Raw genomic sequence first — 16,384 nt, forward strand, 5'->3', positions numbered from 1 at the left:
TACGTTCGTCACTCGAAATCGTCAGCGTCGCCTTCGGCCGTCCGGTGCGCATCGGGTATCTCCTTCGATCAGGATACCCGAAACCAATGCAATAATTATGCTACGAACTTACGGGACAGAACACTAGGCAGACAGGACGGAAATCGTGCGGTCGGTTGCTGACAGACCGCGCATGACTTGCGATCCAAACGTGCGGCTCTCAGGAGGTTTAATCAACAAGCGATTTCCTAAGAAACCCGCGTTCTAGACCATCATCGTTCTGTCAGAAAACCTGCTTCGAGCCCGCGCAAGCTGCTTACTCTTCGCCATCCGGCCATGCGCTCATCGTCTCGTTCCAAAGTCCGCTTTCCGGACGCTCCATCGAACGCAAACAGACCCCGTGTATCGGTTTGCCGATGTGGCAAAGCGCCGCGCACGCAGCAGCGTGCGGAGCAGGCTAGCTCACCTGTCCGTGGCCATCGAGCTCAGGTGAATTCCGACGGCGTCATTGAACTCCAGGCGACTACGGAGCTCGTCCGAGAATCTCCGCACAGGTCGTCTTGTCTCCCGAAGGTGGACGCGTACGTCAGGAAAAATTCACACGAGAAAATTCCGGAGAGGGTTGAAACGCACCTAACGTCAAGTTGTACGATCTGAAAAATAGACGGCGAGGGTCGTCAGCGTACAAAAATCTCCAACGAGCGACAGTGTGCGAATGTCTCAAGTCTTAGGCTCACGCAGGAAGCGGCAATCATCAAATGCGCCGTGCCGGGATCCGGGCCGGCCGCCACGGTCCGACGCGCACTGCTAATCCTATTTCAATATTGCCGGAGTGGCGCGCGTAAGCCGTCCGGTTGGACTGTCGACGCGCGGCGACAAGCCGACAGTTGCGCTCAAATCTGCGGGATGCGTATGGCCGGATCAGAGTGGCGCGTCGCGCTAAATGGGGTTCGAGGGGCGGTCATAATGCGAACTGTTGGGAGATCTGAATGACATCGCTCAAGAGCCTTGCGAGACATCACTTCGCATCCGCGACTGGATGTGCAGGTTGTCCCTGGGCAGCTTCTTCGACTGCAGATCCGAAGCGCACCCGGGCTCTCTCGCGCAGGGCTCAAAGCTCTTGAACGGCGCTCGCCGTCTCTTTGCTGGGGCGGTTTTGCTCCAGATGCATCGATGAATACAACTGAGGGGGGAATAGTGTGACAAGACAGCGTTCTTTGCTGACGCCTGGTCCATTGTCGTTATCGCTGGATGTGAGGAGCCAAATGCAGCTTGACCTTGCATCGCGCGATTGCGAGTTCAAGGAAGTGACCGCCCGCATGCGGCGGCTGATCCTCAATTTGCTGGCAAATGCCGACGACTATTCGGTGGTCCCGATTCAGGGGGGCGGCTCTTTTGCGATGGAAGCCGCTCTGTCAACATTCGTGTCTTCAGCCCACAAACCACTCGTTTGCATAAACGGCATCTATGGCGAGCGCATATACAAGATGCTGCGGCTGTGGGGTGTCGAAGCGCAGACGCTTGCCAAGCGGGCGACCGACCCTTTGGATCCTCAGGAGATCGGCGAGCATCTGAACCGAAATCCCGGCGTCACGCACCTGTGTTTCGTTCATTGCGAGACCACGACCGGCATCGTCAATCCGCTGGATGCAATCGTGGAGGAGGCGAGGCGGCGTGGCGTGAAGACGATCGTCGACGGGATGAGTTCTTTTGGCGGCATCGATATTGACCTGAGCAAGGGTGGCCCTGACGTCCTGGTCACGTCGAGCAACAAGTGCATAGAGGGGCCTCCGGGCGTAGCGTTTGTCATCGCCTCTCGCGAACTGTTGGAGAAAGCGGTTCAAGAGCCGAGGTCATTCGTGCTCGACGTGAGAGACCAATGGCTCTCGCTGGAGCGCACAGGTGAATGGCGTTCGACACCTCCCACCCATATCGTTCAGGCAACGACCAGGGCACTGGAGATCCTGGAGGAAGAGAGCATTCCTGCCCGTCGCCGCAGGTATGAGAAGGTCAGGGACGATCTCCTCAAGGAACTCGAAGGAGTGGTCTCCCCGCTGCTGGCCGCCAACGTGCAGTCGCCGGTCTGCGTTGCGTTCGTTGCGCCGTCGGGGATGGCGGATCAGGCAGCATTTGACGGGCTGTATCGCCACCTGGCGAGCCACAACCTTTACATCTACTCCAAGTTGCACATTGCGACGCGGAGTTTCCGGATCGGCTGCATCGGGGAAATTCAATCCGGTTGGATTCAGCAGTTGGGTTGCGCCTTCCGGACATACTTCCGCCCTGGTCAGGGTGCGGCAGCGCGACCAATATCCGCTCAGGAGACATCCCAGGCCCTCGTCAAGGTGCCGCCTCGCGTGGCAGCGGGCGCGCAGGTGCCATGGTCCCCCGAGACTGCCGTTCTGCACGCGGGTTACCGTCGCGACCCGGTGACGAAAGCTGTGGCCGTGCCGATATATCAGAACACGGCGTATGAACTCGATGGCGATCTGAACCACATAGCCGATGTCTACAACGTAAAGGCTGATGGGTTCACCTATACAAGGATCATCAATCCGACGACCCGCGCGCTGGAAAGACGGTACGCGGCGGTCGATACGGGAAGGGACTCGCTCGCCGTCGCATCAGGGCAAGCGGCAACCTTCCTTGCCATCGTCAACCTGGCAAGCGGGCAGGTCGGGGATAATGTCGTCGCCTCGCCATATCTGTATGGCAATACCTGGAACCTGCTCCATAACACGCTGAAGCGTCTTGGCATCAGCGTCAGGACGGCGGATCCTCGAAGGCCCGAGACGTTCGAACGTGCCATCGATGATCGCACGATATGCCTGTTCGGAGAGGTGATTTCGAACCCCTGTCTGATTCCGCTACCGGTCAAGCAGCTGGCGGAGATCGGTCGGAAGTACGGCGTTCCCCTGGTGGTGGATAATACCACGACGCCACTGGTATGCCGGCCGTCAGATCTCGGTGCTGCGATCACGACGTACTCCGCGACGAAATACATATGCGGTCATGGCACCACGTTGGGCGGGCTGATTGTCGACAACGGCAAGTTCAGCTACCGCGGGGCCTCCCGCTTTCCGTTGTTCAACGGTCCTGACGAGGCGCATGGCGGGATTATCTGGCGCAGCGCGCTGCAGGATGTCGACGATCTTGGAAAAAGCGAGTTTCTGCTGAAGGCTCGCATGACTTGGCTGCGCGATACGGGGGCTGCGATCGCTCCGTTTGCGAGCTTCCAACTGATCCAGGGGCTTGAGACGCTGCCGCTTCGCATGAAGCAGCACTGCGCCAACGCTAGGGTCGTCGCAGACGCTCTCAAGAAGCATCCAAAGGTGCGCCGTGTCTTCTATCCGGGGCTCTTCGAAGGCGCCGATCGGGAAACCGTCGACCAGACGCTCAACCCGGCATATGGGCACGGCGCAATGGTCATGTTTGAGGTGGAGGACGAGCTGGCCGGACGCAAGTTCATCCAGAACGTCGACTTGATGTATCACGTTTCCAATGTTGGGGATGCGCGCACACTGGTGACGCATCCCGTCTCCACGACACACACAACCGTTCCACGGGAAAAGCGCGAGGCCGCTGGCATATTTGGCGGTTCGATCCGGCTTTGCGTCGGCATCGAGGACGTCGACGACATTGTCCGCGATCTGCACAAGGCGCTCGCCGCAATCTGACAACCTGGAAAGTGATCAGGAAGGGATTCTCATGAATCAGCCAGAAGCTTGGAAACTGAGGTCGTCACGCTATGAGGCCGTTCCATTCAGTCGCGAAATCAATAGGCAGCTCTCCGAGCTGAGGCCCGATAACATAACGGGTGCTGCCTATATCGCGAAAGACTACGTCGTGATCGCGGCGTGCACGCTCGCGACCGTGTCGGTCTCATGGTGGTTGTATCCGCTCGCGGTCCTTCTGATCGGCGCCTACCAGCGTGGATTGACGACGATCGCCCATGATGCAGCCCACCGCACGCTCGCGAAGAACACCACCTGGAACTACGTCCTCGGGATTCTGTTCGCCGCCTATCCGCTGTTCCAGCGCCACTGGGCCTACCGGATCTCACACGTCTATTTGCATCATCCATATCTCGGCGATCCGGACAAGGATCCTGACCTGAAGTTCTTCCTGGCCAACGGTGTTTACGACGTGCAGCCGCCTGAGCGGTACGCATTCAACCTGATCTGGAAGCCGATATTTGGCGGTGCGACGGTGGCGTACCTGAAGTATCTCTGGACCAACCGGTTTTCGATCAGAGATGCCGAGGACGAGAGCCGCTCAGGCATACTTATCGACAAATATGGCTTCTATCTCTTCTGGATCTGCATCCTGGGCGGATCATATGCCCTTGGGCTGCTCCACATCGTGATCCTGTTCTGGATCGTGCCCTATCTCACCACGTTCCAGGTGCTTGGCTGGTTTGTTGAACTCGCCGAGCACTCACCGATGTGCGAGATAGAGACGCAGAACGTCTATCTGACAAGGAATCGCAAAGGGAATTTCCTGGAGCGGGCTATCCTTGGGCAAAACCTGGATGAATATCACCTCGAGCATCACCTCTCGCCCGGCATCCCGTTCTGGCTGTTGCACAAAGCCCAGAAAATCAGGATGCAGGATCCGGCTTACGCAAAGGTTGCCGCAAGCTGGGGAGGGCTCTTCGTCAAGGGGCCGCAAGGTCAGCCGAGCGTCATCACTCAGTTGAAGGAGCGAAACCGACGACTGTATGAGCAGTCTGTGCGCGGTGCCAGCACGAGCGGACAACCCGCGTGACATTGCACCGGCCAGTCAAAGCCCGCGCCGTGGTCGGCATCACCTCGAACCGCCTGTTGGTCGATGGTGTGCATCGCGATTGGTTGCGGCGCAAGTACGTCAAGGCTCTGCTTCATCATGCGGGAGTGGCGTGCGTCATATTGCCGACGATCGACGCTGAAGATGCGTCCGTTGAGAGCGCAGGGGCGATCATGCGCGCTCTCGACGGGCTCGTTTTGACAGGAGACGAATCCAATGTCGATCCTGCCGTTCTGAGGGCGCCTGCGTCCTGTCCAGGGCCTGATCAGCAAGACATCGAGAATGGAATCCGTGATCGTCCCCGGGACAGGCTATCCGGGGTAGCGATCAGAAACGCCATTGCGCAGGGAATGCCGATCCTGGGCATCTGCCGCGGTTTGCAGGAGCTCAACGTCTATTTCGGCGGCACCCTTCGCTCATCCCTTAGCGCATGGAGTCTGGGAAGTGGCCAGATGCATGCCGAGAAGACAGACCGCCCGAGAGATCGCCAGTACGATGTCGCACATAGCATCAGGGTATGTCCCGACGGTGCGCTCTTTCCGATCGCGCGCACCGTCGAAGCACAGGTCAACTCCCTTCACAATCAAGGCATAGAGGTGCTGGCCAGTGCGCTAAGACGGGAGGCGTGGGCGCCTGACGGTCTGGTCGAAGCGGTCTCGGTCGTGGGCGCGCCGACGCTGCAGATCGCCGTGCAATGGCACCCCGAATGGCACGCCTCAACCGATCTGCTGAGCAAGCGACTATTTACAGCGTTCGGAGAGGCGTGTCTTGCGTACGCCGAAAAAAGAAGCACGAGAGGTGGACAGTGACATTTCAAACCAAACGCGGTCCGCCCAGATCGAAAGGGGAGTTCGCAGAAACCGACGCGCCGGCATGGTTCGGGCGGCGCGCTGCGCCGCAGCAACCTCGAACGAACGGCGGACGATCGACAAGCCGCTTCGCTCTGGGAGTTCTCTTCGTGGCGCTTTACGTCGTCCTGAGCGCGGCAGGAGAGGTGTATGCGGCATCGTATTTTCAGCAGGCAGACCTGTTCGTCGCTCTGTTGGTGTCCTTTGCTGCGGTATGTCTGTCGTTCAATCTGCTCGCTGGTCACGGGACGGGCAAGGCACGAGTGACGAAGCCAGCGCTCGTCGCTTTTGTGTCGCTCAATCTCGTGACCGCGGTCAGCTGGATCGGATTGTTTGTCGGCCTGAAATACGCCGAGCCTGCGATCGTCGTCGCGTTCATGGTGGCGCTAGGACCCGCCGCAACAGTGTGGTTGAACGCGGTGATCAGGCGGAAGGGTATCCCTCCAGCATCCGACATCGTCGTGAGCGCCACGATTGCGATGATTGGCGGCTATATGATCTGGATCTCGGTCAGCGGCAATGCGGGCGTGCAGTGGGGGCCGAAATCGTCCTTCGGCATCGTCCTCGCAATCGTGGCCGGCCTATCGCTGGCGCTTACAAATATACTGGTCAAACTACTATTCGATTGCGGGTTTTCCGGCCGACAAGTGTTGGCGCATCGGTTCTATGGAACGATTCTCCTATTGCTGGGACTGGTCGACTATTCCTCCATCGTGCTCGAGATCTCGCAGCATTGGCCTGCGATCGCAGCGATTGGGCTTTCCACGATCATTGTTCCGTTGCTTTTGATCCAGGAGGGCATCCGCCGCGTCGAGCCCTTCACAGTCAACATGGTGCTGTCCACCGCCCCTGTCATCACGTTCCTGTTCCAGTACTTCGATTCTCGCATCGTGCCTTCGCTACATACGTTCGTTGGAAATGTTCTCATCACGATTGTCGCTGTCGGCAACGTCTACTCGCAATATCGGAGGACCGCATGAACGAACGCAAATGTGCAATCGTCGACGCATATTCGACTGGCCGATTTCTACCTGAAGAGTTCAGGCGGTACGGAATTGGAACGGTGCACGTGATGTCGGCTGCACAGATCCCAGCCATCTTCCAGTCGCATTTCGACGCGGACCTGTATGATGAAGTCATTCGTCCCCACGAATGCATGGCCCACGACGAGATCGTTGAATTTCATCTTCAGGCCCTCCGCGGCAGGGAGCTGGAGTTCGTTATAGCGGGGTCCGAGACCGGAGTTGAGCTCGCCGATTCCATCTCGGAGCGACTGGGCCTGCCCTCGAATGGGACGGCCCTGTCGGCCGCCCGGCGTGACAAATCGCGGATGTCCGAAGCGTTGGCCGCGGCAGGCGTGCGATCGATCAGGCAAGTCGTGTCCGACAATGCCGTTGAGATCGCTAGCTGGAAACGTCAAGAGAACTTCGATGAGATCGTGATCAAGCCACTAAATAGCACAGGCACGGAGGACGTGTTCTTCTGCTCGGCTGATGCGGATGTCGAGCGCGGTCTGGCTGCCATCGTCGGAAAGACGAACCGGGTCGGAGCGTTCAATGAACTGGCGCTTGCACAGGAGAAAATAAACGGTCAGCAATATACCGTGAATGCCGTCTCGATCGATGGAGAAGCGTTCATCACCGAGGCCTGGACTTATGAGACCGTTCCCGTCGAGGGCGCATCGTCGGTCTGCTCACGCGAGTGGTTGCTCGGATCCAGGGAGCCAATCGTCCTGGAGTTGTCCGATTATCTTGTGCGTGCGTTGCAGGCACTTCAGATCGTCAACGGACCCGCGCATGCGGAGATCATCGTCGATAATCGCGGACCAGTTTTGGTTGATTTCGGAGCGAGACTGCAAGGAACCATGTCGGCAAAGGCCAGGACCATGGCGTTGGGTGACAATCATATGTCGCTGACGGCCTGGCGGTACGCAAATCCCAAGGAATTTGGTAAGTGTATGAGGTTGCGTGGGGCCTACAAGCGACAGGCTCATGCACTGTGCGTCTCGCTGATTTCCGATATGAGCGGTGTCGTTGCCGGTTACTCCGGATTGGATGCAATCCGTAACCTCTCGAGCTTTGCGGATGCCATCGCATTCGTTCCCATAGGCCAAAAGCTGGTCCCGACGATCGACCTGGTGTCCACACCAGGCATCGTGTACCTCGTCAATAACGACCTGGTACAGCTTGAGGATGACTATCGCCAATTGCGTGCGCTGCGGATGAACCAAGTGTTCGATCTGATGGCGCAGGAAGGCGGCGAATGACCGACATCCGTGTGGCGCGCACGAACTCAGCTCGTGCGGCGATGATTGGCGTGAGCGACTTTGACGGTATCCTTCGAGGTAAGCACGTCCTGGGTGAAGATCTCTCGGATGGAGACAAGATCGTCAAGTTCTCTGAAGCGGTGCTGGCGTGGGATTGTGCGGACCGGGTCATTCCCGAAGGATTCACGCAAAAGCCACTCTCAGCATTCGGAGATGCCGATCTGCGTGTTCTGTCTGGCACCGGCCGGTTGGTGTCTTATCTCGGCGATCAGGATCTCTACCTTGCCGAGTTTATCGGCGCACATGAGGACATCTGCCCGCGAGGTATCCTGCGCAAAGTCCTGAAAAGGGCAGCTGATCACGGATACGGCTGCACGGCCGGGTTCGAGTTCGAGTTCATGCTGTTCAATGAGAACGCCGACACAATTGAGGACAAACCGTTCGCCCAATGGGCTCCGTTCACGCGAGGGCCTTTCGGTTACTCGATTGCGCGCTCTGTCGCGCACCAGGAGCTGTTCGGCGAGATCTTGGCGCTTTGTGAGAAGGCCAGAATACCTCTCAGCGGCTTGCACTTCGAGACAGGGCCGGGCGTGATTGAAGCATCACTTCATCATTGTGATGCCCTGGAAGCTGCGGATCGAGCGATCATCTTCAAGGCAATGATAAAAGCCTGGGCGCAGACGAAAGGCATGATGGCAACATTCATGGCCAAGGTTTGTGAGGATTGGCCCGGCCAGTCGGGCCATATTCACATCTCGGTGTTCTCGGACGGCCAGAATGCGTTTTACGATAGTAACGCGTTTGGCAACGTCTCAAAGATCATGAGGCAATTTGTCGGCGGACAACTGAAGTACATGAATGAGTTCTGTGTCCTCGCCGCGCCGAACTTCAATAGCTACAAGAGATTGGTCCCCGGCTACTGGGCGCCGGTCTGCCCAAGCTGGGGAATTGACAACCGCTCCTGCGCGGTGCGGGCCATTCCGGGAGAGCCGTCTTCACATCGCCTCGAGTACAGGCTGGCTGGTGCAGACATGAACCCATATCTCGCTCTCTCATGTGCTATCGCTTCGGGTGTGCTGGGCGTCGAGACCGATGCGGACTTGCCGGCTTCGATCGTCGGTGACGCAAGCATGGAAATGTGTCCTCGCTCCGGAAGGCTGCCTCAAAGCCTGGCAGAGGCAACATATCGGTTTGCACAGTCGCCGGCGGCCAATGATGTGTTCGGAGAAAGGTTTGTCGAGGCCTTTTCCTGCTCCCGGCGCTGGGAGTGGGAGGCCGTTCAACATCGGGTGACTGACTTTGAACGTCGGCGGTACTTCGAGATCATCTAGCTGTTCGCACTATTGAGGATTGCCGCCGTTGCGCCGCGGTTGGTCAGGGCCTGGGCGTCCGTCCGGGACAGCCGCGGAAGTTCACGCCTGGACCCTTCCTTCTTTCGCCGTCTTGCTGGAGGCAGGCGACCATCCCAATCCTGCTATCCATGTTGCGGCGTGTCCGCTGAACCTCCGGCCGCAGGGCGCGACCGGAGGTTGACCCCAACAGGGCTTCGCGTCAGTGCCGCTTGCTGCTTAACGGCGTGGTGCTATTCGCAGGGTCGTCAACTGCCTCATTGTCGGACGCGTTGCCGTCGTCTGCATTCTTTGCGCCCTTGGTCGACTTCCTGCCCGCTTTTGCGCCAGCGGCCCTGAGCTTAGGCGACGAGTCCTCATCATCGCTTATCCCGCTCTGTACGCTTGATCCTTCGCCTTTGCGAGCCTTGGCATCTGTGGCAAGGCTTTGCGCAATGACTGGGTAAGCAAGGAAAGCCGCAAGGCCGCATGCGAGTACAGAGGTCTTCACCAATTTCATTCACGTCTCCTGGATCGAGTTGCTTGACGGAGCGATTTTGGCTCGACGCCGCGCCGCCCGCCTGCGCCGCTTGCCTCGCGTTAAGCGTACGTGCAGCGCGGCTTCATCTAATCTCTCTTGTGTGGTCATCGTTTAGGAGATTTGGGGTAAATTCGCGAAGTTGTTGTCTTACCTGTGGCGATACAACATTCGTATCGTCGTACCCTGCTCACGACTGGAGGGACGCGTGCAAGATCTGCGCTGCTGAAGTGGCCGGAGTCCCCGGCCGGGGAGATAGACGCGCGCGACTGGCGGCTTTGAAGTTCTCACGTCTGGAGTCGTCTAACGGCAGGCACCGCTTTTGTCGTCGAGCTTGTCAGCATCCTGTAAGCTAAGCTGGGCAGTCTACCGCACCCCGAAAGCCGGCTTTGGCGGTTCTCAACGGGAGATTAGGTATGGAGTCTATCGAGCGAGCTTTGTCTGCACGCCATGCCAACAATCACCGAAAATGAAGAAATCCAAGGTATGGAAGCCTTTCCATCAGCCGATCCAACGGATTTCGCCAGCAAACAGTCGCGGCGCGAAGATTCGGATCATCGAATGCGGGCGACAATTCGCTGTGCAGTATTTCGCAGGAGTTCGTGCGGTGCTGGCCGGGATTGAACGTCGCCGGGAGTCTCGCTTGACTCGTCCTATCGTGAGTCTGCGTTGCGCGGCGGTCCTCGCTTTGTGCGAGAGCCGTCGCAGAGCCGCCCTACTGACGGCCTTACGGGGATCGGACCGCAACGGCATTTTAGATAGCTCGGGCGGTATTGCCTCCGAGGCGGATATTCACGGATATCGGCAGTGGTGCCTTGAGCGGTTGGACGTCAGCAGGCAGGGAGCATCGGCGGAGCGGTTGCCGCTTGGGTTGCCCGACGATTGTCACTTTGTGCGGCATGATAGCGCCTGTGAACCGACCACTCCGGGTCAACAAGCCGCCTCGTCATTTCCCATCGAGCCTGTGCGTCATCAAGGGGCCCAGACCTGGGGCGTCGCCACGAGAGCGTCGACACTTTCGATAACTTCATCGAGAGCCGAGACGACACCAGCGACAGCGCGGGTTTCACTGCTTCGGAGGAGAACCTGCGTCGCCAGCGCGCCCTCCTGGAGTTGACTCGACCGGTGCCGCCCCGAGACAGAGCACGCAGCGACGACTCAATGGTACGCGAAGTCGCCCACGTATACGCGATGCAGCGCGGCCGGCAAGCCGGGCCATCTGTCGTGGGACCGTTCCGCGAACTCGGCTTTCAGAATCAAGAAGGCGCCGGACCCTCGTCTTCCGCCGAGCCTTCACGCCGTCACCGGCAACTGGATCACGCAGTAACAGGGCCGATGAATGACTCCGGGCATCTGGACTTCGGCCTTGTTGTTGGCCCGAACTGGGCCCATCGCGATCAACCGGCCCCTGCTTCCCTGATTCTTCAGTTACGTCAGCACGGCTCACTACCGAGTTCGAACCAGCGACAGACGACCATCGAGATCAATAGTGTGGCCTATGCAGTCGTGCGGGGGGCCAGGAGGGTCACGGGACATTCGCCGTTTCCGTAGTCGGTATGTTGCGCCGTTGCAATCTGGCATCGTCACGCCGTGAGCATCCCTGGACCGTAGGTCCCCGGTTCATTGCCGTCTCCCTCCGGGAGCGGGCTGTCGGCTCACGCTGAAACCCCGGCTTGCGCCGGGTTTTCACCCTTCGGGCTTCCATCCCTGACGGTAGCTGCAGCGGCGCGGAATGTCTTGGGCCTCGGGGCGGCCGTAAAAAGGGAGAGGCAGAGTGGGGTGGCCTTGGCCATGACGGGTTGAGGGTCGGAGGAGAGTCTTCCGGCGCCCGTCATGGAGATTGCTGCCATGAATACGCAGATTGTTGATGCCGGCCGCATTGCGAGCGGCGGATACAGAGTGGATGTGAGTCGCGGCGAGCGCGTCGGTCGGGTGTCCTCGGAGTGGTTTTCCCGCCCGGCAGATCAGCGTTACCTGTCGCTCGATGAGCTGGCCCGCACGGTGCACGATCGGGCGAACCGCAGCCGGACGCGCGTGGTCGAAAGCGCGCTGATCCATGTCAACGCAAGCCGTGCCGACCCTGAGCGGCTGGCCTTGATGTTGCCCGGCTCCGACACTCCGGTTGCTCCGACGCATTGGAGCTTCGGTCAGCTTGCAAGCCAGGTTGGCGCTCCGGCCGCTTACCTCCGGCAGCTCCCTGCGTCACTCGCAGCCATCAACCTGCAATATGGCTTGAACGCCAATCGTCTCGAGCAGATCAAAACGCTCGAGACCGAGGAGAGCCGTGTCGAGCTTCGCGCCGTCACCGGCCCCGACTATGGCCGGATCTACGACCACGAGTTGGTCGAGGCCGTACAGCGCATCGCCGGCAATGGCACAGGCGATACGCGATGGAAGGTGCCCGGTGTACTCGACTGGTCGAGCGGCATCTACAATCCCCGTGTCGACATTTCCAAGGCCACGACGACCCTGTATGCATCAGACAGGGACGTTTTCATCTTTCTGGTCGATGATCTGAATCCGATCGAAGCCGGTCGTCTTCGTGACGGCTCGCCCGACCTCTATTTCCGAGGCTTCTATTGTTGGAACTCGGAAGTCGGCGCGAAGACCCTCGGCATGGCGAGCTTCTATCTTCGTGCGGTTTGCCAGAATCGCAATCTGTGGGGCGTGGAAGATTTCGAGGAGATCACCATCCGCCATTCCAAATACGCAGCCTCACGCTTTGCTCACGAGGCAGCGCCAGCGTTGTCCAACTTCGCCAACTCTTCACCCATGCCTTTCGTCAACGGCATCAAGGCCGCTCGCGAGCGGATCGTGGCACGCAGTGACGAGGATCGCACCGAGTTCTTGCGCCGCCGCGGCTTCTCCAAGGCCGAGACGGGCAAGGTGATAGACGCGGTGCTGACAGAGGAGGGCCGCCCACCTGAAAGCATCTTCGACTTCGTGCAGGGCATCACCGCCGTCGCGCGTGACAAGCCGCATCAAGATGTCCGCCTGGACATGGAGGCCAAGGCCAAGAAGTTGCTCGACCGGGCGGCCTAATGTCAGCCAGGCCGGAGATCCAGGTCTCCGGCCTGGTACGTCTACCTTTTCCGTTCACAGGTGATGGCGCTGCTCTCTCGCCGTGATGTCCATCGCGGGCTGACAGCTCTTGGCGGTTTCGAATTCTTGCGGGATCGAGACCCGCGCATGGGATTGCGACGACTACATCGGAATCTCTGGCTTCTCGCGTCGACACGATCGGCTGATTCATACAATCGCTGCCACGAACCCACTTCCGCGCGTTCAGCTTCGTGTTCGCCCCAACGTCTTGGCTCAGGGGCAGTCAACATAACCGCCTCTGCCACCGCCGGCGGCCATTTTAGCTTCATCCGATCCGCCATGTGACGGCGCGACCTGGTTCTTTCCGATAGCGCGGCACACGCCAACGAACGCCATTTGCCGCCGAAAGCGAGAGCGAGAGCTGGACAGGCTTGTCCGCGAACGGGTTGGAGGCCGAGAGAGAGGCTCCCGGCCGCCCGGTTCGGAGAAGCTGACATGGCAAGCGCCGTTTGGAAGATCAAGCTGACGCCGTCGCGCGACATCCTCTTAAGCAAACTCAACTTGAGCCCTTTCGTTGAGCGGGAGGGCGCGTGATGGTCTTTGATGTCTCAGAATTGGTACGCCGCCTCGCACGCGAGGCCGAGGGCGTATGCCGACACTATCTGTCCAATGGCAAGCGGGTGGGGCGGTACTGGGTGGTTGGCGACGTTCGCAACACGCCAGGACGCTCGTTGTTCGTACGGCTCCAGGAATCGACAAAGGGGCCCGCCGGAAAGTGGACCGATGCCGCCACCGGAGAACATGGGGACCTGCTCGACATCATCCGCGAAAGTATGGCTTTACGCGATTTTCGCAAGGTGGCGGAGGAGGCGAGACGCTTTCTAACGCTACCTCGTTGCGAGCAGCAAGCCGCCCCGAAAGCCGACGCTCCAGCGGCGCGAGCCGGTTCGCCGCAAGCCGCCCGTCGCCTGTTTGCAATGTCCAGCTCCATCGACGGTACGGTGGTCGAAGCTTATTTGCGGCGTCGCGGAATAGTCAGTATCCACCATAGCGGCAGCTTGCGCTTCCATCCACGTTGCTACTATCGACCGGACGAACATTTTCCGATGGAAACATGGCCAGCGATGATAGCCAGCGTCACGAATCTTGATGGGCGGATATGCGGCGTGCATCGCACCTGGCTCGATCCGGACGGCTTTGATCGCATCCGGCTCGGCAAGGCTCCCGTCGACACCCCACGGCGCGCCATGGGCGACTTGCTCGGTAACGCTGTTCGTTTCGGCCTGGTGGATGATGTGCTCGCTGCCGGCGAGGGCATCGAGACCATGCTGTCGCTGCGCTGCGTCCTGCCGACCTTGCCGATGGCTGCTGCGCTTTCGGCCAATCATCTCTCAGCCATGTTGCTGCCGGCTGGCTTGCGTCGGCTCTATATCGCCCGTGACGCCGATGCTGCCGGAGACGCCGTACAAGCCATCCTTACCCGGCGCGCGGAGGACGCCGGCGTTGAAGCGATCTCGCTGTCGCCTCGGCTCGGCGACTTCAATGAAGATCTGCATGTCTTCGGCCTTGAGGTTCTCCGGGCAGCGTTGCGGCTTCAACTTGTTCCTGACGATGCCGCCCGCTTCCTGCGCTCGTCCACGATCGAGGCCGGGTAGTCGCGGTAATTCGACCGATGGCGAAAGTCGGTCATAGCCGAACCCAATTGGCGGAGAGGACGCGACCTTCGGCCTTCTAGCGGGCGATCGGACGGCAAGCGGCCCGGGCCGGCAATGGCTGCGTCCGGCCATTTTCCGCCGCGCGCAGGCAATGAGAAGACACGATCGCGATTTGGCGAGCGCGCTTTGCATCGCGAAGCAAAATAGCCGGTCTTCGCCATCCTCCGCTGCCGCTTCGGCCCTTCGCTTCCGCCCACGCCCTGCGGGCCTGCGCGGACAAGCCGCTCCGGGTTCTGGTCCGTTCCGCCCGCCGTCTGAGTGATCGCCACGAAGGCCGCGATGGGCGCGGCCGCTCCGCCAAAAGGATCTCTTGCGATGACCGACCACGACGACATCGAACCGACGCATGCCCCGTCTCCGAGCGAACACGTCCTCACCGAATTGCAGCTCTTCGGCTATCGCCCCTTCGACGACCAGCCAGATCCAAGACCTCTTCCCGAGAGCCGGATGATCGCCGGTACCATCGTCGATATGTTCGACGTGCTGGTCGCCACGCTGAGCAATACGCGGCTTGAACCCGATCTCAGCGAACTCCTCTGGTCAACCGTCAACCTGTTCCACCGGGCGGTCGATCGTATCGAACGCCAGCTCGACGACAATGAACAAGCGCAGCACAAAAGCCAGCGGGAGCAGAATGGGTCAGAGGTGCGATCGGTCGAGCTCGAGCGCCTGACGGCGGAGGGCATCACCCTGATCGAGCGCCGAAATTGCCTGGAACTCTTCCGCGACCAGGCGATGGAGCAGTTTGAGGTTCACACCGGCTCGTCCTGGCGTCCTCGGTCGGGCTCGCTGGTGAGCCACCGCACGCTCACGGCAGCGATGATCGACTCCCGCGACTTCATCGCCGCCAAGCGCCGCTCCCAAACCGAGGTCATGTTGCCGGCAGGACCGAAGATCGCACTCACTGGCGGGCTCGACTTCAACGACCACCGCCTCATCTGGGATCGCCTCGACAAGGTCCACGCCAAGCATCCCGACATGGTCCTGCTCCATGGCGGCTCACCCAAGGGGGCCGAACTGATCGCTTCCAAATGGGCGACGAGCCGCAAGGTGACCCAGATCGCATTCAAGCCCGACTGGACGAAGCACGCCAAGGCAGCGCCCTTCAAGCGCAATGATGCCATGCTCGAGCTCTTGCCGATCGGCGTCATGCATTTTCCGGGTACGGGAATCCAGGACAACCTCGCCGACAAGGCGAGGCGTTTCGGCATCCCCGTCTGGAAATTCGGCGGCGCGTGAGCGCCGTCTTTTCCAAACTATCGAGCGGAGCTGGACGCCTGGCACTCCGGCGCGTCCAGCTTTGGCTCCAAAGTCGCGGCTTGTGACGGTGGTGGAAGACGCCTTCCCAATCCATCCGAATGAAGCCGCCACCATGCTCGCGCCTGGTCTTGTTCTTACCACACCACGCATTGGTTTGTTCTGCCGGGCGGCCTCAGTGCGGTCAGTGGCGGCCAGGCCCTTTTCCGTCGCACCTGGTGCTCACGCTTGCGCGGATCGGGCTGCTGACGCGTTTTGCGTTGGCGGCGCGACATGGACGCAGGTGACTGTCCCTGCTTGCGAAGACCCGCCTGCTTGAGCCGGCTGAACTGGTGGAGCAACAGTCTCAACCCATTCTCATGGCCGCCACGTGCGAAGGATGATCCATCGCCACCTTCCTCATCGAACAGGTTGCGCAGGATTGCCATATTGAACGGGGGGCAAGTGACTGGAGCGAGAGATATCGCGGCCCTCTTCGGAACGCTTCGACCATGCTGCGCCGATCTCGGCCCGGCCCACCTCGTGGCTTGGCACGGTCAGTCGTTCTCGATTGTTCTCTCATGACGACACCGCCCTTTGCGGCAGGTTGTTTCTCTTTGTTCGCCGAGTCGTTCCAACCTCTTGTG

The 16,384-nt window shown here is 59.8% G+C and carries 10 protein-coding genes; 9 read left to right on the forward strand and 1 reads right to left on the reverse strand.

Annotation, left to right across the window (positions count from 1 at the left end; translation table 11 throughout):
* The first annotated feature begins 1,244 nt into the window (after window positions 1–1,244).
* The 6 genes from FNJ47_RS54020 (at window position 1,245) to FNJ47_RS35725 (ending at window position 9,209) form a co-directional block, all read left to right on the forward strand.
* Window positions 1,245–3,656: a 2-aminoethylphosphonate--pyruvate transaminase gene (locus FNJ47_RS54020; protein WP_206685384.1), complete on the forward strand. Its 2,412-nt coding sequence runs from the start codon at window positions 1,245–1,247 to the stop codon at window positions 3,654–3,656.
* A gap of 31 nt (window positions 3,657–3,687) precedes the next feature.
* Complete coding sequence (gene rtxC / locus FNJ47_RS35705) at window positions 3,688–4,746, forward strand: dhydrorhizobitoxine desaturase (RefSeq protein WP_163160583.1); 1,059 nt, start codon at window positions 3,688–3,690, stop codon at window positions 4,744–4,746.
* Window positions 4,743–5,573, forward strand: coding sequence for a gamma-glutamyl-gamma-aminobutyrate hydrolase family protein (locus FNJ47_RS35710; RefSeq protein WP_163160584.1), 831 nt, complete (start codon window positions 4,743–4,745; stop codon window positions 5,571–5,573). The genes rtxC and FNJ47_RS35710 overlap by 4 nt, the downstream gene beginning before the upstream one ends.
* 149 nt (window positions 5,574–5,722) lie before the next feature.
* Window positions 5,723–6,592, forward strand: a complete 870-nt coding sequence (locus tag FNJ47_RS35715; RefSeq protein ID WP_347341755.1) for an EamA family transporter — start codon at window positions 5,723–5,725, stop codon at window positions 6,590–6,592.
* Complete coding sequence (locus FNJ47_RS35720; RefSeq protein ID WP_163160585.1) at window positions 6,589–7,878, forward strand: ATP-grasp domain-containing protein; 1,290 nt, start codon at window positions 6,589–6,591, stop codon at window positions 7,876–7,878. Before FNJ47_RS35715 ends, FNJ47_RS35720 begins: the two co-directional genes overlap by 4 nt.
* Entirely contained in the window at window positions 7,875–9,209 is a 1,335-nt protein-coding gene (locus tag FNJ47_RS35725) for a glutamine synthetase family protein (RefSeq protein WP_163160586.1), read from the forward strand. The genes FNJ47_RS35720 and FNJ47_RS35725 overlap by 4 nt, the downstream gene beginning before the upstream one ends.
* 220 nt (window positions 9,210–9,429) lie before the next feature.
* Here the strand turns inward: FNJ47_RS35725 and FNJ47_RS35730 are convergent, their stop codons facing one another.
* Window positions 9,430–9,726: a hypothetical protein gene (locus tag FNJ47_RS35730; protein ID WP_163160587.1), complete on the reverse strand. Its 297-nt coding sequence runs from the start codon at window positions 9,724–9,726 to the stop codon at window positions 9,430–9,432.
* A 1,866-nt stretch (window positions 9,727–11,592) separates the two neighbouring features.
* Here FNJ47_RS35730 and FNJ47_RS35735 point away from each other — a divergent pair.
* The 3 genes from FNJ47_RS35735 to FNJ47_RS35745 all read left to right on the forward strand — a co-directional run bounded on the left by FNJ47_RS35735 (window position 11,593) and on the right by FNJ47_RS35745 (window position 15,740).
* A complete protein-coding gene (locus tag FNJ47_RS35735) occupies window positions 11,593–12,786 on the forward strand; it encodes a DUF932 domain-containing protein (protein WP_163160588.1) in 1,194 nt (397 codons plus the stop codon).
* Between the two features lie 593 nt (window positions 12,787–13,379).
* Window positions 13,380–14,441 (forward strand): DUF7146 domain-containing protein, encoded by a 1,062-nt coding sequence (locus FNJ47_RS35740; protein ID WP_163160589.1) that lies wholly within the window; start codon window positions 13,380–13,382, stop codon window positions 14,439–14,441.
* A 375-nt stretch (window positions 14,442–14,816) separates the two neighbouring features.
* Window positions 14,817–15,740 (forward strand): DUF2493 domain-containing protein, encoded by a 924-nt coding sequence (locus tag FNJ47_RS35745; protein ID WP_163160590.1) that lies wholly within the window; start codon window positions 14,817–14,819, stop codon window positions 15,738–15,740.
* Window positions 15,741–16,384 lie beyond the last annotated feature (644 nt).

The sequence above is a fragment of the Bradyrhizobium uaiense genome (assembly GCF_010811875.1).
Taxonomy (GTDB): Bacteria; Pseudomonadota; Alphaproteobacteria; order Rhizobiales; family Xanthobacteraceae; genus Bradyrhizobium; species Bradyrhizobium uaiense.